At 45.0% G+C, this 26,180-nt stretch carries 12 protein-coding genes; 11 read left to right on the top strand and 1 reads right to left on the bottom strand.

Features of this window, described 5'->3' with window-relative positions; translation table 11 throughout:
• Nucleotides 1-15: 15 nt before the first annotated feature.
• Genes H8S80_RS13830 through H8S80_RS13820 form a run of 3 tightly spaced genes read left to right on the top strand, consistent with a single transcriptional unit; the run spans nucleotide 16 to nucleotide 3,543 of the window.
• The gene (locus tag H8S80_RS13830) at nucleotides 16-459 is read left to right on the top strand and encodes a tripartite tricarboxylate transporter TctB family protein (RefSeq protein WP_002602644.1); all 444 of its coding nucleotides are present in this window, start codon (nucleotides 16-18) and stop codon (nucleotides 457-459) included.
• A gap of 10 nt (nucleotides 460-469) precedes the next feature.
• Nucleotides 470-1,999, top strand: a complete 1,530-nt coding sequence (locus tag H8S80_RS13825; RefSeq protein ID WP_002602645.1) for a tripartite tricarboxylate transporter permease — start codon at nucleotides 470-472, stop codon at nucleotides 1,997-1,999.
• Nucleotides 2,000-2,013: 14 nt separating this feature from the next.
• Nucleotides 2,014-3,543, top strand: coding sequence for a PHP domain-containing protein (locus H8S80_RS13820; protein ID WP_117632088.1), 1,530 nt, complete (start codon nucleotides 2,014-2,016; stop codon nucleotides 3,541-3,543).
• A gap of 215 nt (nucleotides 3,544-3,758) precedes the next feature.
• Here the strand turns inward: H8S80_RS13820 and H8S80_RS13815 are convergent, their stop codons facing one another.
• A complete protein-coding gene (locus H8S80_RS13815) occupies nucleotides 3,759-4,373 on the bottom strand; it encodes a hypothetical protein (RefSeq protein ID WP_002602647.1) in 615 nt (204 codons plus the stop codon).
• Nucleotides 4,374-4,637: 264 nt separating this feature from the next.
• Between H8S80_RS13815 and H8S80_RS13810 the strand changes: the two genes are divergently transcribed.
• The 8 genes from H8S80_RS13810 (at nucleotide 4,638) to H8S80_RS13775 (ending at nucleotide 26,099) form a co-directional block, all read left to right on the top strand.
• A complete protein-coding gene (locus H8S80_RS13810) occupies nucleotides 4,638-4,928 on the top strand; it encodes a co-chaperone GroES (protein WP_002602648.1) in 291 nt (96 codons plus the stop codon).
• 71 nt (nucleotides 4,929-4,999) lie between these two features.
• Complete coding sequence (gene groL / locus H8S80_RS13805) at nucleotides 5,000-6,619, top strand: chaperonin GroEL (RefSeq protein WP_002602649.1); 1,620 nt, start codon at nucleotides 5,000-5,002, stop codon at nucleotides 6,617-6,619.
• Between the two features lie 289 nt (nucleotides 6,620-6,908).
• Nucleotides 6,909-7,418, top strand: coding sequence for a DUF6106 family protein (locus tag H8S80_RS13800; protein ID WP_002602650.1), 510 nt, complete (start codon nucleotides 6,909-6,911; stop codon nucleotides 7,416-7,418).
• A gap of 517 nt (nucleotides 7,419-7,935) precedes the next feature.
• On the top strand, nucleotides 7,936-8,955 hold the full coding sequence (locus H8S80_RS13795; protein ID WP_187049055.1) for a coiled-coil domain-containing protein: 1,020 nt from the start codon (nucleotides 7,936-7,938) through the stop codon (nucleotides 8,953-8,955).
• Nucleotides 8,956-9,430: 475 nt separating this feature from the next.
• The gene (locus H8S80_RS13790; protein ID WP_117632092.1) at nucleotides 9,431-10,288 is read left to right on the top strand and encodes a CPBP family intramembrane glutamic endopeptidase; all 858 of its coding nucleotides are present in this window, start codon (nucleotides 9,431-9,433) and stop codon (nucleotides 10,286-10,288) included.
• Nucleotides 10,289-10,840: 552 nt separating this feature from the next.
• Entirely contained in the window at nucleotides 10,841-12,295 is a 1,455-nt protein-coding gene (guaB, locus tag H8S80_RS13785) for an IMP dehydrogenase (RefSeq protein WP_025529642.1), read from the top strand.
• 1,117 nt (nucleotides 12,296-13,412) lie between these two features.
• Nucleotides 13,413-14,219 (top strand): hypothetical protein, encoded by an 807-nt coding sequence (locus H8S80_RS13780; protein WP_243007903.1) that lies wholly within the window; start codon nucleotides 13,413-13,415, stop codon nucleotides 14,217-14,219.
• Between the two features lie 15 nt (nucleotides 14,220-14,234).
• Nucleotides 14,235-26,099: a doubled motif LPXTG anchor domain-containing protein gene (locus H8S80_RS13775; protein ID WP_187049054.1), complete on the top strand. Its 11,865-nt coding sequence runs from the start codon at nucleotides 14,235-14,237 to the stop codon at nucleotides 26,097-26,099.
• Nucleotides 26,100-26,180: the final 81 nt, after the last annotated feature.

Raw genomic sequence — 26,180 nt, 5'->3', positions numbered from 1 at the left:
CAGGGAGAAAGCGATATGAAAGTGAAGTACAGGACAAATCTGTGGGCCGGAATCGTAAGCGTGATCTTCGGCCTGGCAGTCCTCTGGCTGATTCCGGCTCAGATAGGTACAGAATATTCGTCAGGAAACAGCCTGACTTCCAGGGCCGTTCCCGGCGGAGCAGCCATTCTGTTTATCGTATGCGGCGCGGCGCTGATCGTCCAGAGCCTCATTTTAAAGAAGGACACGGTCCGGGAACTGAATCTGGCAAAAGAAGGCAAGGCGTTCCTTTACATGGCGGTGTTTGGGATCTATGTGATCCTGTTTGACTACAGCTTTATTGTGGCTTCCATATTCCTGGGAGCCGCAACCCTGCTTTTTACAAAGAGTAAGAAGAAGCTGTATTATATGATCGTAATTATCACGGTTTTCGTCCTGTATCTGCTGTTTACGCAGGTACTTCACGTGAGACTGAAGTAGGAGGCCGCAAATGAAGGAAATTATATTTCAGGCACTGCCCCAGCTGTTTACTCTGGAGAACTTTGTATTTGTAAACCTGGGGATTTTTATCGGAATCATTTTCGGCTCCATACCAGGGCTGAATGGCAATCTGGCCATTACCGTTCTGATTCCATTTACATTTAAATTAGGCAGTGTTCCAGCCCTGCTGATGCTGACCGCTATCTTTTTCGGCTCGAATTTCGGAGGCTCCATAACGGCGATTCTGATCAATACGCCGGGAACGAACGCAGCGGCAGCCACCCTGCTGGACGGATATCCCCTGTCGAAAAAGGGAAAGACCAGGAAGGCCCTGGACATGGCCCTGGCGGCGTCCACCTTTGGCGGACTGGTGAGTGCGTTGTGCCTCCTGTTTTTCGCGCCGCAGATCAGCAAAATTGCCATTCATTTCGGAGCACCGGAGTACTTTGCACTGGCGGTGTTCGGGCTGTCCGTTATCGCCTCAGTCAGCGGAAGAAGCATCTTAAAGGGTGTGATCAGCGGGGCTTTCGGCGTACTGATCGCCACGGTGGGAATCGATGCTGTCAGCGGCGTCACCCGTTTTACCTTCGGCAGTCTTCAGATGTATAACGGAATCAAAATGCTGGCGGTTTTACTGGGTGTTTACGCGATTGCACAGATGATCAGCCGTGTAAACGGTACGGAAGAAGAGGAAGCGGGCACAGAACTGAAGAAGGCAGATCCCTCGGACCGCCTGACGCTCGGCGAATTAAAGAGTACCGTTCCCACCATGCTGAAATCCTCCGCGATCGGAGCGTTTATCGGAGCCATTCCGGGCACAGGCGGGGCGATCGCCTCCTATATCGCTTATAACGAGGCCAAACGCTGCGCGAAACCGGGCGAGAAGTTCGGTGAGGGAGAATTAAAGGGAATCGCCGCGCCGGAGTCCGCCAACAATGGGGCGACCGCGGCCACGCTGATTCCGCTGCTTACACTGGGAATTCCGGGAGATGCGGTGGCGGCCACGCTGTTGGGCGCATTCACCATGCATGGGCTGGTGGTTGGTCCGAAGCTGTTTTCCACTTCGGGGCCGGTCGTTTACGCCATTTTGATCGGATGCGTGATTTCTCAGATTGTGATGTTTTTACAGGGAAAATATCTGCTTCCCCTGTTCGTAAAAATCACACACATTCCGCAGGAGCTTCTGACGGCGCTCCTGGTCGTAATCTGCTGTACGGGAGCATTTTCACTGGCGAATTCTTCCTTTGACGTGAGGGTCATGCTGATTTTCGGCTGTATCGCTTATTTCATGCAGAAGGTGGAACTGCCTCCCGTACCGATTATTCTCGGAATCGTTCTTGGCCCCATCGCAGAGGCCAATTTAAGAAATTCCCTGGTCCTTTCAGACGGCTCCTGGACCATATTCTTTAAACGCCCAATCTGTCTGGCGTTTATTATTCTGACCTTTGTTCTGATCTGGCTTTTAAAGAAGAACGACAAAAAGCAGCGGAGCATGGAAGCAGAATTTCTGAAAAAATACGGAGAAAATACGGAGAAGTAAGGAAAGGAACCACTATGCATTACAAAAAACTATGGACGGATTTACACAGCAATATTCATCACAATCAGATGGGAGAGCTGAACCAATGGATTGAACACGCAAAAAAGACCGTTGATTTCTGGCCGGTCGCCTACTATCCCTTCTATATGAAGCGTACCGAAACAGGGGCAGGCCTGGAGGATCTATATGACAGGGAACAGATCGAACAGGACTGGGAACAGCTCCGCGAGGCGGTAAAACAGCAAAATGAAGCCGGTTATCCGATGTTTATGGGCTATGAGTGGCAGGGCTCCGGAGATGACGGAGACCATAATGTGTTCTTTTTGGATAATGAACAGCCAATGCTCCATCCCATGCGGTACGAGGAACTCTATCAGGCGTATAAGGACAGGCCGGCGATAGCCATCCCCCACCATGTGGCCTACCAGCTGGGCAGCAGGGGGAAAAACTGGGAGACGCACCGGGAAGCCTTCTCTCCGTTTGCGGAGATCTATTCCAGCCATGGCTGCAGTGAAAATGATACAGGCCCTTTTGATATGGAGCGCCATCTCCACATGGGGCCAAGAACCGGAGAGACCTGTTATGAGAGGGGGCTCGAGAAGGGGTATCTGGTCGGCATGATTGCCTCTGGAGACAACCACAATGTACCGGCGGTTCACGATCATGGAACCATGTGCGTGCTGGCGGCGGACGGCTCAAAGGAGGCGATCTGGGAAGGCCTGCAAAACCGCCGGGTATATGGCGTCAGCAGAAGCCGTATGGATATTGATTTTACCATAAACGGAAGCCCGATGGGGTCTGTGGTGAAGCCGGGAGAAGGGACGCTTGCATTTGCCATTGAGGCGGCGGACGCCATTGACCGGGTAGAGATCCTTCGGAACAATGTTCTGGATACCATGGCGGTTCATGCGGGAACCTGGGAAGAGACTGAGTATACCGGCGTAAGAAAGTATAAGTTTGCAGTGGAGTTTGGCTGGGGGCCGAATCCCAAGTTTTATAAGGACCGTCTGATGAAAACATGGGTTGGGTCTCTGGAAGTTCCGGGCCGTCTCTGCTCGGTGCAGAAATGCTTTAACAGCTTTGGTCAGGAGCTTTGCAATGTGACGGAGAAATCCTGTGAATTCCATATGACTACCTATATGAGCACCACCACAGGCCACTGGATGGGACCGAGTACGGTCGTGAAGGAAGGTTTTGTGTTTGAAGTGGAGGGAAAGCCGGAGGATGAGATCGTGCTGAAGGTGGACCGCTACGTCTACCGCTTTACGCTTAAGGAATTGATGAAATCCTCGAGAATTCTTGCCCAGTATCAGGAGAGCATGGATCTGGCAGCAGAGGTCTTTGGAAATGTGGAACACTACCGCGATGATTTCTATTGGCACAACGCCTATAAGACCAGAATCCGCCAGGCAGTGCCGGAAGAGGCGTATACGATGAAGTATGAAAAGAAGGTGACACTGGAGGCGGGAAGCTGCTACCGGCTCCGGGTGCACTTGAGAAATGGAGACACCGCCTGGGTTTCCCCGATTTTTGTGCGGGAATAACAGATAAAAAGAGTTACGAAGAGTGAAGGCGGATTCCTGGAAATGGAATCGTGAGAGTGGCATTCACTTTTCGGGACTCTTTCTTATTAATATGTAAACTTAAATTGTAATCTTAAATTGTAAACTTAAATTGTAGTCTTAAAATGTAAATTTAATGGCGCAGAATGGAATACCACTCTGCGCCGTCTGATTACCGGTTGGCTGATTTTAATTCATTATGGTTCGTCTGCCGTGTCTTCCACAATCGTAGTGGATTCCTCTGCGGCAAATTTCTTCAATGCATCTCCGGTTCCCTCATATATCTCTTCGACTTCTTCTGAGTCTGCTTCTTTATCTTCTGTATCTGCGGCCTGCTCCGGTTCTTCTTTGAACCCTTCTGTGGCGCCGGCTGCGTAGTCGAGTCCGCCGTCTTCGGTAATATCTTCTTCCTCCTCGTCGTCCTCTGAACGGTCCATGGCGGAATCAAGCATATCCTTGGCGGTATCGGCAACTGCGGAAGCGGCTTCCCTGGCCGTGCTGTTCACGATGCTGGCTGCGTCTTTCACGAGGTTCTTCGCGGCAGAAGCTGCATCCTTGGCTGCGTCGGCCATATCGGCGGCGGCTACCTTGAATTCATCTTTGTCTGCGTGAAGGGATACGTAGTTCCTGTTCATTGTGCTGTCAATCTTGGAAATGTCATCATTCCCGTCATCTTCAAAATCATGAAAATCTTCTTCCAGTTCTTTATGGAAAGATTTATATTTCGTAAAATAAGAGATACCGGCCGCAACGGCACCCGCGATGGTGGCGAAAGCCACTAACTTCCCAAAACCATTACCCTTTTTTGCCATGTGAAACACTCCTTTCATTTGATTCTTATTGTAATACTTATAAAGAAAAAAATAAAGGTATATAATAAGAAAATTTCTATAAACTATGTAGGAACGGGAAAATGCTCTCAGTTATGGAACGAAATTGTAAAAAATATATAAAATTAGCACTCAACTATTGACAGTGCTAATAATGAGTGATATAACTTAGTATGTGAATAAAAGAAGTTTCCATTGCGAAACAAAAAGAAAGAATCAATAGAAACAGTATGAGGAGGAATTGCAATGAAATTAGTACCATTATTTGACAGGGTAGTATTAAAACCATTGGTTGCAGAGGAAACGACGAAATCCGGAATCGTTTTACCGGGTCAGGCAAAAGAAAAACCGCAGCAGGCGGAAGTAATCGCAGTTGGACCAGGCGGCCTGGTTGATGGCAAGGAAGTAACCATGCAGGTAAAGGTCGGCGATAAAGTAATCTTTTCCAAGTATTCAGGAACCGAAGTGGAAGGCGAAAACGAAAATGACAAGCTGGTTATCGTAAAGCAGAACGATATCCTGGCTGTGATCGAATAAACCGTATCCCTAAGGCAATACCGAAATCATAACAAAAACGATAGATAGAAAGAAACTGGAGGAATGAAATCATGGCAAAGCAGATTAAATATGGTGTAGACGCCAGAAAAGCACTGGAAGCCGGCGTAAATCAGTTAGCAGACACAGTTCGTGTAACATTGGGACCGAAAGGAAGAAACGTTGTTCTTGACAAATCCTTTGGCGCTCCGCTGATCACCAACGATGGTGTGACCATTGCAAAAGAGATCGAGCTGGAAGATCCATATGAGAACATGGGCGCACAGCTTGTGAAAGAAGTTGCGACAAAGACCAACGACGTAGCAGGTGATGGTACTACTACAGCGACGGTACTGGCTCAGGCGATGATCAATGAAGGCATGAAGAACGTGGCTGCAGGCGCTAACCCGATCGTTTTAAGAAAGGGTATGAGAAAAGCTACTGAGGCAGCTGTAGAAGCAATCGCAAAGATGAGCGAGCCGATTAAGGGCAAAGCTTCTATCGCGAGAGTAGCGGCAATCTCCGCAGCAGACGATGGAGTCGGCGAGATGGTAGCTGATGCGATGGAGAAGGTTTCCAACAACGGTGTCATCACCATTGAAGAATCCAAGACCATGAAGACGGAGTTAGACTTAGTAGAAGGTATGCAGTTTGACAGAGGATACGTTTCCGCCTATATGTGCACCGACATGGAGAAGATGGAAGCCAACTTAGACGATCCGTATATCCTCATTACAGATAAGAAGATTTCCAACATTCAGGAGATCCTTCCATTATTAGAGCAGGTTGTACAGTCCGGCGCAAGACTCTTAATCATTGCAGAGGACATCGAGGGCGAGGCTCTGACCACATTAATCGTAAACAAATTAAGAGGTACCTTCAATGTAGTAGCTGTTAAGGCTCCTGGCTACGGCGACAGAAGAAAAGAGATGCTTCAGGATATCGCTATCTTAACAGGCGGCAAGGTAATTTCCGAAGAGTTAGGCTATGAATTAAAGAGCACCACAATGGATATGCTTGGACGTGCAAAATCCGTTAAGGTTCAGAAGGAAAATACCATTATCGTAGACGGCGAAGGCAGCAGAGACGAGATCGAAGCAAGAATCGGCCAGATCAAGGGTCAGATTGAAGAGACCACATCTGATTTTGATAAAGAAAAATTACAGGAAAGACTTGCGAAGTTATCCGGCGGTGTCGCTGTTATCCGCGTAGGTGCGGCTACCGAGACCGAGATGAAGGAAGCAAAGCTTCGTATGGAAGATGCTTTATCCGCAGCAAGAGCAGCCGTTGAAGAGGGCGTTATCGCCGGCGGCGGTTCCGCTTATATCCACGCTATGAAGGACGTTCAGAAAGTGATTGACAGTCTGGAAGGCGAAGAAAAGACAGGTGCAAAGATTATCTTTAAGGCTCTGGAGTCTCCGTTATACCACATTGTGGCAAACGCAGGTCTGGAAGGCGCCGTTATTATCAGCAAGGTAAAAGAGGCTCCGGTTGGCACAGGCTTTGATGCTTATAAGGAAGAATACGTAGACATGATCGAGGCTGGTATCCTGGATCCGACCAAGGTTACGAGAAGCGCATTACAGAATGCGAACAGTGTTGCATCTACCTTATTGACAACTGAATCCGTTGTTGCTAATATAAAAGAAAAAACACCTGCAGCTCCGGCTCCAGGCGGAATGGATATGATGTAATAACGGAAGCAAAAGCGACGCATGCGTAATGAAAAGAGGGTTTGCAGTGCTTGCATTGCAGATCCTCTTTATTTTGTTTCATAGGAAAGTTCATCCTGTGATACAAAAAACCTCCGGGTGATGCACAACGCGCTAAGAAAATATGGCCGCTGAAGCGACCGCGCTCCGGCGCGAGTCCGGCTTGCCGGATTCTTTGTTCAGGAAAGTACAACCTGTAAGATCATCGCCCTCCGGGGATGCGGACCGTGAACTATATCATCTCCCTTCACAGAAGAAAGGACATCAGTCTATGAATGAAATGTATGCAGAATGGCTCGTAAAACGAAAAGCACCAGCTTATATGATGCTTGTCAAGGTATTGATGGTTCTGGTATGTGTGGTGGCATTCTTTGTTGCTGTATCCCCGCTGCTCGGAATTTTCGGAATCCTGGTTCTCTTTGCGGCAGCAGCGGCAGCCTACTTTGTCTTCCGCAACAGCGAAGTCGAATTTGAGTACCTCTATGTAAGCAATCAGCTGACGATTGACCGGATTTACGGAAAGACCAAGAGAAAAAAAGCCTGGGAAGGTTCCATGGATGAGATTCAGATCGTTGCGCCTACCGGTTCCACGGAAGCGAAAGATCACGAGACAAATAATATGAAGGTTCTGGATTTCTCTTCCCACACCCCGGACGCCAAGACATTTACACTGATCAGCCAGTCCGGCAGTGAATCCATGAAGATTATTTTCGAGCCGAACGATAAGCTTCTTCACTGCATGAAGATGACGGCTCCACGAAAGATTGTGGACCGCGTTTAAGGAGATGCCTTGAACGTCGTTTGAGGATTTGTTTCAGGATAAGCTTTATAAGGATAAAATAAAAAGGACAGATACATGATGCGGATTAGGCCGCGTAGTGTGTTTGGCCTTTTTTTGTGGTCTTTGGGAATGGGGAGGAGAAGTGAAGCTAAAATGGCTGGATTGGTGAAGGGGATGAAATATTTACGGACGAATTAAGCGTAGATGATTTGTAAAAGTATGTATTGATAAGGCGTATGGGAGATTTTTATAGGAATTTTTGTAAAACCTAACATCGATGCTTGACAGGTGTGATTCGAATATAGTAAGATAGAAAACAAGTTCCACAGCATTTTCTTGCCTGTAAGATTCTAAAATTCTTTGTTTCAATGCGGTTTCCGCAAAAAAATCCTATGTTTAGCTTCAGGAGAGTTGGTGATGTGTATGATTGCTTGAGAAAAAGTCTTGTAATGGCAAAGCTTTTACAGTATAATAAGAACATCTAAATGACGTAAAAACTAAAGATAGGAGGAGTGAAATGACAATAGATGAAAAGTTGGATTTACTCTGTGGAAATGTTCAGAGTATAAATGATAATGTAATTGTGATGAAAAATGATATGGCTGTGATGAAGGGCGATATAGCAGAGCTGAAGAGCGATATGACTGAGGTAAAGGGCGATATCGTGGGGTTAAAAAGTGATGTAGCAGAGCTGAAGAGCGATATGGCTGAGGTAAAGAGTGATATCGTGGAGTTAAAGAGTGATGTAGCAGAGCTGAAAAGCGATATGGCTGTGGTAAAGAGCGATATCGTGGAGTTAAAGAGTGATGTAGCAGAGCTGAAAAGCGATATGGCTGTGGTAAAGAGCGATATCGTGGAGTTAAAGAGTGATGTAGCAGAGCTGAAAAGCGATATGGCTGTGGTAAAGAGCGATATCGTGGAGTTAAAGAGTGATGTAGCAGAGCTGAAAAGCGATATGGCTGTGGTAAAGAGCGATATCGTAGAATTAAAGAGCGATATGGCTGTGGTAAAGAGCGATATCGTAGAATTAAAGAGCGATATGACTGAGGTAAAGGGCGATATCGTAGAATTAAAGAGCGATATGGCTGTGGTAAAGAGCGATATCGTAGAATTAAAGAGCGATATGGCTGTGGTAAAGAGTGATATTGTAGAATTAAAGAGCGATATGACTGTGGTAAAGAGTGATATTGTGGAATTAAAGAGCGATATGGCTGTGGTAAAGAGTGATATCGTGGAATTAAAGAGTGATATGACCGTGGTAAAGACTGATATCATAGACCTGAGAAATGATATGAACACCATGGAAGGCAGAATTGATGCTAAGATGGAACAGTTAAATGAAAATGTGAAGGGGATTCGTTTTACCATTGAAAATGAAATCCGCCCGAGTATTGCTCTTATTGCAGAATCACATTTCATTCTGAACAGAAAACTGGATGAGGCGATAAGAGTAGCGGGAAGTATCGAAATGACAAGAATTCGAGTCAGCATACTGGAAGATGATGTAAAGAAGCTGAAAAGAGCAGTAAATATGTGATCTATATCATAAGATACGAGAAATTGGTAGATTATGAAGAGAATATCAGTTATACAACAGAGCTTACTATAATTAGAAAAGAAAACAGTAAATAAATGAATGCAGCTTACTTCGGCAAATGTGCCGAAATAGGCTGCATTTTTGATTATAAGCTTCTATTTTTAATTTGGATCTTAAAGGCATAAAATAAAGACCAGCAATATACAATAACAAAAGATTTCTAAATAAATCAGATACAAATCATAAATAATAAAATGTTATTATGTGTTAACATTTACTGATATATAAATAAAGGTGATGGAATATAGATCGAATGTGTTAACAGCATTTCCTATAATTTCATAGATACAAACCAGGAGTAAGTAAGACAGCTTGACAGGCCCCAGATTAACATATAAAGTATAAGAAACATATCGTTTCAAAATCAGGTGAGGCGGCCAAATAAATCCAAGTCAAACGGCAGAAGGAGCTCTACATGAAAAAGCTAAGAAGTCCCTTGTTATCGGTGCTCGCAATTTACATACTGTGTTTTATCTTTCGAATGATAGAATATTTTATGATTCGTACAGATCAGACCTTATTGGGAGAAGCGATCATACATAAGATTGCGGGCATCATAATTCTCTGGATTGCAATAAAAATTCTATCTACTGATTTCGAGTTTATTGGATTTAAACGTAAAGGTATATTCAAAAATTTTGCATTCGGTTTACTGTTTGGTATTTCTGTGTTTGCGGCCGCATATGGGGCAGAAATCCTGATTGCAGTTTCGCAGGGGAATTTCCAGTCCCTTCAATTTTATGTCAGCAGCTATGCTGTGGATAAAAATATAGGAAATCAGACCGGTATCCTGTTCTTCCTTATTTGTATTGTTGGTAACATCGTTAATGTACTGATGGAGGAAGGCGTCTATCGAGGGCTTTTTCAAAAAATTCTTCAACAGAAATACAAATTTATTGCAGCAGCAATTATTTGCTCCATTTTATTTGGTGCGTGGCACGTCATAGGCCCGATTCGCAGTTATTATGACGGTATGAGCAGCATGGGAGGGATGGTGGCTAACATTTTCATGTTGGTAATCACAAGCGGTCTTGTTGGTTTTAAAGAGGCTATGATAACAAGATTGACCGGCTCACTTTATATGGCTATGGGGGATCATTTTGTCAATAATACAATCGTAAATATTTTACACGTTACCTCCTATACAGGTGCTGATGAATTGATGTTTGTGCGAATCACAATTGCTCAAAGTCTCTCATTCCTGTTGGTCCTTATTTTCTATATCTGGAAACAGAAGAAGATTAGTTCAGGCAGCGCTCCCTCCGGAAATTAGTCAGCCGTATCAAATGAGGAATGGCATCATTAAACGATAAATTTTGATTGCGGGCAGTGCATTTGTCTACATACTTATGCATTGCCCGCTTGATGATTATGCGCATTTGGACAGGAAGAATTTATCCTGTCTTTTTCTTGGCTTTTATGAGCTGAATATAGTTTTTCTTATATAGGAAACAAATATTGTGGAAACATGTTTAAAGCATGGCAGATAGAAACGTAAACGTGGGTGAAATACAGGGAGTCTGGCATTAGCATAGAAAATATAAAGCCGCACAAAAAATATGATCATAAATGACATACAGCTTAAATTAAAAGCAAAAGGCTGAACAAAGGAAATATAAAGTATTTCTCACAAACTCCCAAATAATGTAAATTTATAAGCCGCGATGAATATATTAAATACGCTGGAAATTATGTCTTTCACACACGGAAAACAGATTGAAATTGTCCGTTGACAAGTGACGCAAAATTTGTTAAACTATGTAACTAACAAGCAAAAATATATTAGTTACATTAATAAAAAGGACAAGAAAGAGAGGAAAATTTAATGGGTACAATTATTGGCGACGGCATTACTTTTGACGACGTACTTTTAGTTCCAGCTTATTCAGAAGTAATCCCCAATCAGGTTGATTTGACGACCTGCCTCACGAAAACCATCAAGCTGAACATTCCCCTGATGAGTGCTGGTATGGATACGGTTACCGAGCACCGTATGGCAATTGCCATGGCAAGACAGGGAGGTATCGGTATTATCCACAAGAACATGTCGATTCAGGCGCAGGCAGATGAGGTTGATAAGGTAAAGAGGTCGGAGAATGGCGTCATTACGGATCCATTTTATCTTTCCCCAGAACATACATTAAAGGATGCGGACGAGCTGATGGCGAAGTTCCGTATTTCTGGTGTGCCGATTACAGAAGGCAAAAAGCTGGTTGGTATCATTACCAACCGTGATTTAAAATTTGAGGAAGATTTTTCCCGCAAAATTAAAGAGTGTATGACTTCCAAAAACCTGGTGACGGCGAAGGAAGGCATTACCATGACAGAAGCGAAGAAGATTCTTGCCAAGGCGAGAGTGGAAAAGCTTCCGATTGTTGATGATGATTTTAATTTAAAGGGACTCATTACAATTAAGGATATTGAAAAGCAGATCAAATATCCGTTATCTGCAAAAGACAGCCAGGGAAGACTTCTGTGTGGTGCTGCCATCGGAATTACTGCTAATGTTCTGGATCGTGTGGCCGCTTTGGTCGCTTCCAAGGTCGATGTGATTGTCCTGGATTCCGCTCATGGCCATTCTGCCAACGTTTTAAACTGTGTACGCATGATTAAGGAAGCATACCCGGATCTTCCGGTTATCGCTGGAAACATAGCGACCGGAGACGCGGCAAAGGCCCTGATTGAAGCCGGTGCAGATGCGATTAAGGTCGGTATCGGACCTGGTTCTATCTGTACAACCCGTGTGGTTGCTGGTATCGGTGTGCCGCAGATTACAGCAGTTATGGATTGCTATGCGGTAGCAAAAGAATATGGAATTCCAGTTATTGCAGATGGTGGTATCAAGTATTCCGGAGATTTAACAAAGGCCATCGCAGCGGGCGGTAATGTCTGCATGATGGGAAGTATGTTTGCCGGATGCGATGAGAGCCCGGGAACATTTGAGCTGTATCAGGGAAGAAAGTATAAGGTATATCGTGGCATGGGTTCTATTGCAGCCATGGAAAACGGAAGCAAGGACCGTTACTTCCAGTCTGATGCCAAAAAACTGGTTCCGGAAGGCGTGGAAGGCCGTGTTGCATACAAAGGTCTCGTCGAAGATACCGTATTCCAGATGCTGGGCGGACTCAGAGCAGGAATGGGCTATTGTGGTGCTTCTGATATTAAGACACTTCAGGAAACAGCTAAATTTGTAAAGATTACCGCAGCATCCCTGAAGGAAAGCCACCCGCATGATATTCATATTACGAAAGAGGCTCCGAACTACAGTATTGATGAGTAGGATCGGTTGTGACGGAATTGTGGCATTTTTATAAATAGTATAATTATAATAGGAAGAGACTCTGTTTTGAGAAAAGCAGAGGCTCTTTTCATTTGAAGGGCAGGAATATATTAGAGAAGTTTTTAATATAGTTAATCCAAATGTTCGCTTTTATGGATATAGGGTGATGAAGGATCAGCCGGATAAATTAGTCCTTAATGGGCAGGAAAAGGCTGGGCAGACCGTCTATTATGAATATTAAATTGATTTAGTGACTACAAGTAAATTTTATTGTAACAATGTAAAAGAATACCGTGAAACACTTAGACCCTTTCATGCAGTCTATGGCGTGCAGAGATTACCGTGCTGAGCAGCAAGAAGAGGGAAGAAGAGAAATAAAGTTTTACAATAAAAATGATTAAAAAGGCGAAGGCCTGGCAGAAGTAATAATCTGTCAGGTCTTCGCCTTTTCATGTCGAAAATCTTTTTAAAAGGTCAAATATTCTATAAAAATAAATAGATTTCTATAATTTAACGCTATAACTAAGTCTCTGATTTCCTCCATCTTAAGTATTTCGTTATAGTTTCTTTTAGGCAAAGTTATATCTGCCTAAATTTTTTCGTGAAGTTAATTTATGACCTTATTTTCGCTTATGTAACAAAAAATCATGAAAATTACGATAAATAACACAAAATAGGGCGCAGTAAACAGTAAAAAAATTAAAATATAGGGGTTAAATAGAAGATACAGATTAAAAATAAAGACAATATTGTATAGACTAAAGTCTACTTGTATGATATGAATACTAAAAAAATAGAGGAAAGTAAAAAATAGTACATATAATTTATTTTATTATACAGTTATTTGGATTTTTTAAATTTGTTTTATTTCTATATCTTACGAAAACATTAATTATAAGAGCATTATACAGTGCCATGGTCACAAAACGGTTACATTTCAAGATTTTTCCATAATTTATTTTTGTTTTTTTGCTTTTTTTAATGCCAGGTTGGCTGTTTTAAAACTCATAAAATAAATTATAGGAAGGTGAATAAATTGTCGATAGCAAAAATGAGCATGATTCATAATTCATATCGTTATTTTACCATTTCTGTAGATAAATATGAAGATCGATGTATGAAGGGAGTTATCTATCATGCGGGAAAAACTCCGGGAATCCGATATGATAATTTCCTTGAAATGATAATTCAAATGAATCGTATTTTTGACAGCATGTCATGTCCCAAACAGGCTATGGAACTGAGGCGATTTACAGGAATAGAGTATCCGGAACCGGTAATACGGGAATGCAACCGGTATCAGAATGGCAGACTGGCGACGTTTCAGATTTATGTGAAATTTCGCTATAACGCCAGTTGGCAGGGAGATATTACCTGGCTGGAAGGTGAACAGACAGAAAGCTTTGAAAGTCTTTTGCAGATGCTTCAGATGATTGATCGAATCTTTACCGGTCAATCGGAGGAGAGAGGAACGAGGGTCACAAAAATCTGCCAGATTGCGATTAATTCCTGCGAAAAGGGATTGGTGACAGGAAGAGTACAAAACGCTTTTATCAATCATCTGGAGCGATTTAAAGGAATCATGGGTCTGGCTGATGCTATGGTACGTCTGTTTGAAGCAGGCGTTGGAGAAAACGATTCCGGAAAATCTCTGGAAGGAAAAATTATTTCAGAGGAAACCTGGGATTCCTATCGTTTAGGCGGGAAGGAAGCGACCTTTCTGATCAAGATCCTGTTCAGGGAACACTCAACCTGGCAGGGAGTAATTTACTGGCGTGAAACCGGTGAGAAACAGGCTTTCAGAAGCTTTTTGGAGATGATCATGTTGATAGCTTCAGCATTGGAAAGCGTTAAGGAAGAGAGTGAGTTTGAAGATAGATTTACAACAACTAATAATAGAGAAAAAGCCCGGATGGAAGGGTAAGGAAGGAGAGAAAGTATGAAAGGACTTAGAAAAAAGTTCAGACGAGGGCTTGCCGCGTTCCTGGCATTTGTTCTGACCATGACCTCCGTGAACACGGTGTCATTGGCAGATGTATCAAATGCACTGGAAACAGAAAAAGCTACCTTTGTCATGAGCGGAGAAGATATAGTGGAATCCGCTCAGGCTGCTATTGATAATGGCAGTACCTTTACTTACGAGGATCTCGGAATCGAGGAGACAGGAAGTACCGCGAAAGAGTATCAGAAGCTATTTACAAATGGCACGGTATATGAAATCGCCCCTTCTTATGACCTGGACGAAGAGGAAAACGCAGACGGAGCGAATCTCCGGATGTTTATCCGAGTAAAAGGTGAAACAGAAGGATATCAGATAACTGGTGAGGAAGAAATTATTTTCCTTTATATCAATGACTCTGAATCCAAAATTGCATTTCGTTCCAGAATTGATGATTATGTAACGGATAAGGTTACGGTTAAAGGAAATTCTTCTTTGGCAGAAACCGAAAAGCCGGTACTCGATGAGAATGGAAATGCAATAGAAGGCGATAAGCCGGCACAAACCCCGGAAGAATCCACTGTACCCAGTGGGGAAACCGGAAGTGTAGAAGAGACGAAGGAGCCGGAGACTGAGGCACCGGCACAGGTACCGGAAGAATCGATGCAGGAACCGGAGTCGGAGGTACCTACGCAGGAACCGGAAACAACAGCACCGGCAGAAGAGCCAAAGACAGAGGCTCCTACGCAGGCAGAAACCGAAAAGCCAACGCAGGCCCCGGTACAGGAACCGGAAACACAGGCCCCAGTGCAGGAGCCAGAGACACAGGCACCGGAAACTGATGCGGCAACACAGGCACCGGAAGTGCAGGAACCAGATACAGAAGCTCCCGCACCGGAACCAGAAGCACCGGCACAGGAACCAGAGGCGGCAGATACAGGAAATGAAACCGTATCTATAATAAGAAACAACACCTACGTATTGACAACTGCAATTGAGCCGACTTCAGAAGAGTCAGACGTATCAATTGTAGATGAAGAGGTTCCGAAAGCAGATAGTCCGAAAGAGGATACAGAAGCAAATACGCCTGCCGATAATCCGGTTTCAGTAAGCACAGGAAGTAATGCGGATAAAGGTGATCATGCCGATCATGAAGAGAATAAACCTTCAGAGAAAATCGAAGGCAAGACCTATGGCCATGTATTACTCAATGAAGAAAGTTATGCGAAAGCATATGTAACGACCCTTGATAAAATGGGGATATCTGTTGAAGTAGCAGAAGGATTAACTCTTACGATTCATCATAATGCATTTTATAATGATAAAGATATATCAGAGGATGAAGTGATTAGAGGTCTGAAGGAAGGGGATGTGATTAATCCGGCGGATTATGCCTGGGATAAAGAGTCTCTTACCTACTTAGGCAGTATGCCAGAGCAGATAACAATCAGTGCTGAGGCGGAAAATAAAGTTGAGTTATTTTATGATGAGATACCGGTGGAAAGGGAAGAAGAAGACGTACAAATTCTGAATGCTGTTCCAAGAAATTATTATCGTTCGAGACTTGCTGATGATAATACGACACCTGGTAAAGTATTTCCTACCAAAACAGCAGAATGGGTGGATGAAGTAAATGGTTTGGCCAAAATTAATTTTACCATTTATGGAAATCCGGTCCGCCAGGGTAGTGATGTTATTTTAATTGTCGATAGTTCTGGTAGTATGTCAGGAACAAAATGGTCGACAGCTAAAAGTGGAGCAAAAGGATTCGTAGATAATTTATATGAATCAGTTGATGGTGTTCCATCTGACAATCGAATTGCTATCGTTGATTTTGATAGTAGTGCAATAGCTTATCCAGGTATCAATAATTCGACAGAAACATTTTTAAAAGCAGATGAGACAATTAAGGTTGGAAAGAAAAAACCTGTAACCTATTCTGCGACAGATTATTTTAAAACTTATGTTATAGACAATCAAATGAGTGCTTCAGGAGGTACAAATTATGATTATGCCTTCCAAGCAGCAAAAAAAATTATAGATGGACGAACAGATACTTCTCGTCCTGTATATATCGTATTTATGAGTGATGGTGAACCTCGTGATTATGATTGGTCAGATTATCATACAGGACAAAAAGATGCGGCTGACTTACGGGAGCAGGGCGTTACTATTTATTCAATCGGTTTAAATATTGGAGATAAAAAATTTAACAATTTTATCGTTCCGTTAGCCTCTTCCCCTAAATCAACCTATGCTATCAATATCGAAAAAACAAGCGATCTGGTAGGCATCTACGACGCCATCGCCAGCTCCATCAAAATCGCCGGAACAGAAGCGACAATTACAGATGTCATCAACACAGAGGCGTTTGAGATTGCAACGGACTACAACAATGGCATGTGGTATGAAGCAAGCACAGGCACCGTAAACAGGAGTTCCGATAATAAGACAGTTACATGGGATTTCGGTAATATTTCCGCCAATAAGGAAACCCTTACTATCTATATTAAAGTAAAGGATTCGGTACCAGGCGGCACTGCACCGGATACCAACAAAGAAGCAAAAGTAGATTACACGGATCCAAATGAACAGTCCCAGACTCAGGATATTCCGAGCCCCAACCTGGCAGTTGGAGATGTGGGTACCATCACATTAAACTATTACCTGGTTAATGAAGACGGTATTACAATCAACGGAACCGGCGAAGCGATTGATTTCGAGCGCCGCCAGCAGCTGGGAACCAAACTTTATGGGGATGCACCTCAGGAGTTTGGCAGCTATACCGTGAATGCACCATCGACCATTGAGTACAATGGTATCAAATATCAGTATGTAGCGGCAAGTGCATCAAAGGATGGAAGTGCGAATCCTGCAAATGTAGAGCTGAGCCCTGCCAAGAAGGCTGTTAATCTGTACTATGGCTATCAGGAAATCAAAGATGTCACAGTAACCTTTCACGGCAACGGAGGCACGCCAAGCGTTAGCAGCGTGACCGTGCCTAAGGATACCGCTTTAGGCGGCCAGATAGCAACCGCAGCAAGAGAGGATCACAATTTCCTTGGCTGGAATACAGCAATGGATGGTTCAGGCAGCGCGTTCACTTCCAACACGATCGTTACAGATAACATTACTGTATACGCACAGTGGCAGAAAAAACAGGCGCTGACCATCAAAGCAGCCGATACAGAAAAAGTTTATAATGGTGAAATGCAGTATGCATCGGAAACAGGATATGAATCGACTGGTTTAAAAGCAGGTCACAGAATTACCAACATAAAAGCCAGTGGTTCCGGACGTGATGTTCAGGAAGATGGCTATCCAATCACCATTACAGGTAGTGTAAAAGTTGTAAATGAATCGGGTGTCGATGTAACACATGAATACACGATTACAAAAGAACCGGGAACTTTGACAATTAAACCAAAAGAAGTGACAATTACGGTAGATAACAGTTCAAAGGCCTATGGTTCCCTGGACCCGAAGTTCACCGGTAAAGTAGAAGGTCTCGTAAACGAAACAGACCTTGGTACCGTATCATTTGTGAGAACAAATGAGGCTGAGGAAGTCGATGTTTACAAGGAAGTACTCGCTGCAGAGTATAAAGCAAATAAAAACTATACTGTATCAGAGCACAGAGGCGACTTTGAAATCAAGGTAGCTACGATGCCGGGAGCGTCTTTATCGGCTAAGGGCGGCAGCTGGGAATACGATGGAAATGCACATTACGCAGCAGCAACTCTTAATAAGGCGGATGGCTATACCGTATATTACAAAGTGAATGACGGTGACTGGACAGTAAATCCGCCGAGTGTAACAGAGGTATCAGAAGGTATTGTAACGGTATCTGTAAAAGCAACGAAACATGGCTATGTAGACCTGGAGACTGAGAATGTCACGCTGCAGATAACACCGAAGCCAGCGACAATTACAGTAAAAAATGCAGAAAAGACCTTTGGGGAAAGCGATCCAACCTTTGAGGGAACTGTACAGGGACTTGTTAATAGTACAGATCTTGGAACGGTTACTTATAAACGATCGAATGATACCGAGAGCGTGGGAACGTATAATAAAGTCCTGATTCCAGAATACAAAGAAAACACCAATTATAAGATAACTGTAAAACCAGGTGATTTCAAAATTAATCCGGCAAAGGATCCTGAGGCGGACTTAAAGATCGCCGGAGGCAGCTGGCCGTATGACGGAAAAGAGCATAAAGTAAAGCTGAATGTCATAGATTCTGCACTGGCTGCACTGAAGAGATATACGATTGAATACAGTACGGACGGAGGCCAGACCTGGTCTAAAAATGTACCGGGAGTGACCAATGTATCCGACGGAACGCTTACCGTTATTGCAAGAGGTACTCGTGAAGGATATGAACCGCTGAAATCGAATGAAGCTGCGATTTCAATTACTCCGGCGCCGGTAACGATTGTTGTTGACAATGCAGAAAAATTCTACGACGAAAAAGACCCGGCATTTACAGGAAAGATAAACGGACTTGTAAAAGCGGGAGATCTTGGAAACGTAATTTACAGCAGAACCAATAACGATGAAGAAGTAGGCGTATATCAGGACGTATTAACTGCAAACTATACTTCAAACGAGAACTATACAGTAGAGATAGAAAAGGGCAATTTCGAAATTAAGAGCGCATCACTCGAAGGCGCAGTGCTGACAGCAGTTGGCGGAGAGTGGACTTATGATGGAAATGCACATGCCGCCACAGCTGCATTGGAAAATGCACCCGGCTATACAATCTATTATAAGACCGGAAACGGCGAATGGACTACAGAAGCACCGAGTGTGACAAACGTAGCAGATGGGCTTGTAACCGTATCGGTTAAAGCAGAACGCCATGGATACGAAGCCCTGGAGGCAGAGGATGTAACGCTCAAAATACTGCCGAAGGAAGTCATCATCCAGGTAAAGAATGCAGAGAAGTTCTTTGATGAGCCGGATCCAAAATTCGAAGGAACCGTGTCAGCGTTAGTAAACCAGGAAGACCTTGGAACGGTAACGTATACCAGAGAGAATACGGAAGAAGCAGTTGGTATATACAACGAAGTACTGACAGCAAACTATACTTCAAATGGTAACTATGAAGTGACCATTAAAAAAGGCGATTTTGAAATCAAGACAGCGACTTTGGAAGGTGCTTCTCTAAGTGCAGCCGGCGGAAGCTGGACGTATGATGGAAAAACGCATTACGCCAACGCAGAACTTACAAATGCGGATAACTACACCATCTATTATCGTGTAGGGGATGGTGAATGGACGACGGATATACCAGGTGTCACCAATGTATCCGAAGGCGAATTGACAGTATCTGTGAAAGCAACGAGAACCGGCTACGTGGATCTTGTGACAGAAGATGTCAAACTCGTCATTACACCAAGAGACGCGACTATCACTGTAAATGATGCAGAAAAATTCTACGACGAAAATGATCCGTCATTTACAGGAACAGAGACTAATCTGGTAAAGGCGGGAGATCTGGGAACGGTTACTTACCGCAGAACCAACGATGACGAGGAAGTAGGAACCTATGAAGAGGTATTGACGGCAGATTATACCGCCAACGACAACTATAAAGTAACCGTAGTAAATGCAGATTTTACGATAAAAACTGCTTCTATCGCAGGTGCGAAATTAACCGCGGCCGGCGGAAGCTGGATCTACGATGGCGAGGCCCATGCAGCAGCCGGAAGAGTTGAGAACGCAGACGGCTACACTGTATACTACAAAGTCGGAGACGGCGAGTGGACCACAGAGGCCCCGAGTGTAACCAATGTACTGGACGGAACCGTGACAGTATCCGTAAAGGCGACAAGAACGGGTTATGAAGAACTGACGACTGACGCGGTTGCTCTGGAGATCATTCCGAAAGATGCAGCCATTGTCGTAGACGATGCAGAGAAGTTTTATGATGAAGCAGATCCGAAGTTTACAGGAACCGTGACAGGACTTGTAAAGGAAGGCGATTTAACAGGGCTGACCTACATCAGAACAAACAATGACGAGGCAGTCGGCATTTATCCGGAAGTACTGGCCGCAGCCTATATTAAAAATGAGAACTACAATGTAACCGAGCATAAGGGAACGTTTGAAATCAAGACAGCGACCATGAAGGATGCCAAAATGACGGCAGACGGCGGAAGCTGGGTATACGATGGAGCGGCACATGCGGCGACCGCATCTCTTAAGAACGCAGACGGCTATACTGTATATTACAAGGCTGGAGACGGCGAATGGACCACTACAGCACCGAGCGTCACCAACGTGGCAGAAGGAATCGTAACCGTATCCGTCAAGGCAACGAAGACGGGATATACAGATTTAACGGCTGAAGACGTAACCATTCAGATCACAAAGAAGCCGGCAACGATCACGGTAAACAATGCGGAGAAGTTCTTTAACGAGGCAGATCCGGTATTTACCGGAACCGTAACAAAACTGGTTGCAGACAGCGATCTCGGAACGATAACCTATGTGAGAACCAATGACGCAGCAGGTGTGGGAACGTATGAGAATGTACTGGATGCAGTTTACACAGACAACACAAACTACGAAGTAACCGTAAAACGCGGCGACTTTAAGATTAAAGAAGCGACGGACCCGGAGGCAGATCTTAAGATTGTCGGAGGAAGCTGGGTATATGACGGAGATGAGCACAGAGTAAAACTGGATGTCATCGATTCCGTTCTGGCAGCACTGAAGAAGTATAAGATCGAATACAGTACGGATGGAGGAAATACCTGGTCTGAGACTGTACCGGGAGTCACCAATGTAGCAGATGGAACCGTAACTGTGATCGCAAGAGGTACCCGTGAAGGTTATGAGACCCTGGTATCCAATGAGACAACAATCCAGATCACAGCCAGAACCGCAACGATCCGGGTACATGACGCGGAGAAGTTCTTCGATGAATCTGACCCGGCATTTACGGGAACAGAAGAGAACCTGGTAAAAGCAGGGGATCTCGGAACCGTAACCTACAGAAGAACAAACGCAGACGAAGCGGTAGGAAACTATCCGGAAGTACTGACTGCGGACTACACGGCAAACGGCAACTATATTGTAAATGTGGTAAATGGAGACTTCGAAATCAAGACCGCATCCATAAAAGATGCAAAGCTGGAAGCAGCCGGCGGAAGCTGGATCTATGACGGAGCAGCCCACGCGGCCTCCGGAAATGTAACGAACGCAGACGGCTACACAGTATACTACAAAGCAGGCAATGGCGAGTGGACCACAGAGGCCCCGAGCGTCACCAATGTACTGGAAGGAACCGTAACTGTATCCGTGAAGGCTGTGAGAATCGGCTATGCAGATTTAACGACAGAGGATGTAACCCTTAAGATTACACCAAGGGAAGCAGTCATCACAGTGGATCATGCGGAGAAGTATTTTGATGAGCAGGATCCGGAATTTACTGGAAAGGCAGCAAACCTTGTGGCGTCCGGAGATCTGGGAACCATTACCTACAGAAGAACCAACACAGAAGAGGCAGTAGGAACCTATCCGAAGGTACTGACAGCAGATTACGAGTCAAACAGCAACTACATCGTAACCGTAGTGAAGGGAGACTTTGCTATTAAGACCGCTTTCATTGAGGACGCGGAACTGGCGGCAGCAGGAGGAAGCTGGACCTACGATGGAGCAGCCCATGCAGCGACAGCCAAACTGAAGAATGCTCCTGGCTATACAATTTATTATAAGGCTGGAAACGGCGAATGGAGTACAGTGGCTCCGGATGTAACCAACGTATCGGAAGGACTCGTAACCGTATCTGTAAAAGCAACGAAAACAGGTTATGAAGACCTGACGACTGACGATGTAACCCTGCAGATCACACCAAAGACAGCGACGATCACGGTAGACAATGCAGAGAAGTTCTTTGATGAAGAGGATCCGGCATTTACAGGAACTGTAACAGATCTTGTAAATGAGAGCGATCTTGGAACAGTAAGCTATAAGAGAACAAATGCAGAGGAAGCGGTGGGAATCTATAAAGAAGTCCTGACTGCGGAATTTACAGATAACAGCAACTACAATGTGATTGTTCAGAAGGGTGATTTCCAGATTAAGACAGCAGCTATCACGGGAGCAGCCTTGACGGCGGCCGGCGGAAGCTGGGTATATGATGGAAATGCCCACAGGGCAGAAGCCATTGTCGAAAATGCAGATGGATACACCATTTACTATAAGACAGAAGGCGGCACCTGGAGTACGGAAGTACCGAGTGTTACAAATGTCTCAGATGGAAAAGTAACCGTATCTGTCATGGCAGTAAAGACCGGCTACGAAGATTTAAATACGGAAGACGTTACACTTGAAATTACGCCAAGAGACGCTACAATTGTTGTCGATGACGCGGAGAAGTTCTTTGATGAAAAAGATCCGGTATTTACAGGAACCAAAAATAATCTGGTTAAAGAAGAGGATTTGGGAACTGTCACCTACCGCAGGACCAATACGGCAGAAGAAGTAAGAACGTATCCCGATGTACTGACTGCAGACTATGTTGCAAACAGCAACTATCACGTGACTGTGGTAAATGGCGACTTTACGATTAAGACCGCCTCGATCAGCGGCGCAGAATTGACGGCAGCAGGCGGAAGCTGGATCTACGATGGCGAGGCCCATGCGGCAGCCGGAAGAGTTGAGAACGCAGACGGCTACACAGTATACTACAAAGTCGGAGACGGCGAGTGGACCACAGAGGCCCCGAGTGTAACCAATGTACTGGACGGAACCGTGACAGTATCCGTTAAGGCAACAAGAACGGGTTACGAAGAACTGACAGCTGACGCGGTTACTCTGGAGATTATTCCGAAAGACGCAGCTATTGTCGTAGATGATGCAGAGAAGTTCTTTGATGAAGCAGATCCGAAGTTTACAGGAACCGTGACAGGACTTGTAAAGGAAGGTGATTTAGAAGGACTGACCTACATCAGAACAAATAAAGACGAGGCAGTCGGCATTTATCCGGAAGTACTGGCAGCAGCCTATATTGAAAATGCGAACTATAATGTAACCGAGCACAAGGGAACGTTTGAAATCAAGACAGCGACCATGAAGGATGCCAAAGTGACGGCAGACGGCGGAAGCTGGGTATACGATGGAGCGGCACATGCGGCGGAAGCATCTCTTAAGAACGCAGACGGCTATACCGTATATTACAAGGCTGGAGACGGCGAATGGACCACTACAGCACCGAGCGTCACCAACGTGGCAGAAGGGATCGTAGCCGTATCCGTCAAGGCAACGAAAACCGGATATACAGATTTAACGGCTGAAGATGTAACCATTCAGATCACAAAGAAGCCGGCAACGATCACGGTAAACAATGCGGAGAAGTTCTTTAACGAGGCAGATCCGGCATTTACCGGAACCGTAACAAAACTGGTTGCAGACGGCGATCTCGGAACGATAACCTATGTGAGAACCAATGACGCAGCAGGTGTGGGAACGTATGAGAAGGTGCTGGATGCAGTTTACACAGACAACACAAACTACGAAGTAACCGTAAAACGCGGCGACTTTAAGATTAAAGAAGCGAAGGACCCGGAGGCAGAGCTTAAGATTGTCGGAGGAAGCTGGGTATATGACGGAGATGAGCACAGAGTAAAACTGGATGTCATCGATTCCGTTCTGGCAGCACTGAAGAAGTATAAGATCGAATACAGTACGGACGGAGGAAATACCTGGTCTGAGACTGTACCGGGAGTCACCAATGTAGCAGATGGAACCGTAACTGTGATTGCAAGAGGTACCCGTGAAGGTTATGAGACCCTGGTATCCAATGAGACAACAATCCAGATCACAGCCAGAACCGCAGCGATCCGGGTACATGACGCGGAGAAGTTCTTCGATGAATCTGACCCGGCATTTACGGGAACAGAAGAGAACCTGGTAAAAGCAGGGGATCTCGGAACCGTAACCTACAGAAGAACAAACGCAGACGAGGCAGTAGGAACCTATCCGGAAGTACTGACTGCGGACTACACGGCAAACAGCAACTATATTGTAAATGTAGTAAATGGAGACTTCGAAATCAAGACCGCATCCATAAAAGATGCAAAGCTGGAAGCAACTGGCGGAAGCTGGATCTATGACGGAGCAGCCCACGCGGCCTCCGGAAATGTAACGAACGCAGACGGCTACACAGTATACTACAAAGCAGGCAATGGCGAGTGGACCACAGAGGCCCCGAGCGTCACCAATGTACTGGAAGGAACCGTAACCGTATCCGTGAAGGCTGTGAGAAGCGGCTATGCAGATTTAACGACAGAGGATGTAACCCTTAAGATTACACCAAGGGAAGCAGTCATCACAGTGGATCATGCGGAGAAGTACTTTGATGAGCAGGATCCGGAATTTACTGGAACGGCAGCAAACCTTGTGGCGTCCGGAGATCTGGGAACCATTACCTACAGAAGAACCAACACAGAAGAGGCAGTAGGAACCTATCCGAAGGTACTGACAGCAGATTATGAGTCAAACAGCAACTACATTGTAACCGTAGTGAAGGGAGACTTTGCCATTAAGACCGCGTTCCTTGAAGACGCAGTGCTGACAGCAGCAGGAGGAAGCTGGAACTATGACGGAGCCGCCCACGAGGCAGCCGCTAAGCTTGAGCATGCACCTGGTTACACGATTTATTATAAGGCTGGAAACGGTGAATGGAGTACCGAAGCACCAAGCGTTACCAATGTAGCAGATGGAACCGTAACGGTATCTGTGAAGGCGACGAAAACCGGTTATGAGGACTTAACGGCTGAAGATGTAACGATTCGCATAACAGCAAGGCCGGCAACCATTGTTGTAGATAACAAATCGAAATCTTATAGTGACATTGACCCATTATTTACGGGCCAGATTCAGGGATTGATATCCGACGGAGATTTAGGGACTGTAGTTTACCACAGACTTGACGCGGATAAGAACAAAGAGGCGGTTGGCGCTGACATTACACTGACTGCAAGCTACAGTGATAATTCCAACTATAAGGTAGAGGTGAAGAACGGTAAGCTGGATATCATTGCATTAAATACGAATACCGTTAATGTAACCGGAGAAACCGTAACGTATGATGGAAAGACACATGGACTGAGAGAAGTAACCGCACTGAAGGAAGGCTCCACGATTCTTTACTCCGTGGATAATCAGAACTTTAGTGAGACAGTGCCTGTCTTTACAGAAGCGGGCAGCCACACCGTCTATGTAAAGGCTGTCAATCCAAATTATCACGACACAGCCGTTGTAACAGGTATTGTAGTCATTCAGAAACGTGCATTATCCATTACAGCAGCCAGTGCGGAAAGAAAATACAACGGAACAGAATTAACCGCACCGACCGCATCGATCACAGACGGAACGCTTGCAGACGGCCAGACACTGACGGCAGTTAAAGTGACAGGTTCACAGACCTCAGTTGGCAGCAGCGAGAATATAGCCAGTGATGCAGTGATCATGGCAGATAATGGAGAAGTTACCTCCAACTATAATATCACGTATTTAGCAGGCACCCTTAGAGTAACCTCAGGCAGCAGCGGAGGCGGTGGAGGCGGAGGCGGCAATACTCCGAATCCTGATAAGCCATACGTGCCGGAGGGGCCTGGAACTGATCCGGGAACGGTAACGATTGAACCGGGTGAGGTACCGTTGGCAAACTTACCTGAAAGCAGTTCGGCTGATAATTTAGTGCTGATTGATGACGGCAATGTACCGCTTGCAGGTCTTCCGAAGACCGGTGATCGTGCAGGTGCACACGCAGGATTAGCAGCACTGCTGTCCGGATTCCTGCTGGCAGCATTTACAGCGCTGAGCAGCAAGAAGAGGGAAGAAGAGAAGTAAAGATTTCGATACGAAATGTGTGATTATGGAAATGGCGGCGGCCTGGCAGGGAGCTGATGGAAGCGGTCCGCGGCTGCGGTG

It is taken from the genome of Hungatella sp. L36 (genome assembly GCF_014288035.1).
Note: the sequence above shows the minus strand (reverse complement) of the source record. Positions and strands in the feature narration are given on the sequence as shown.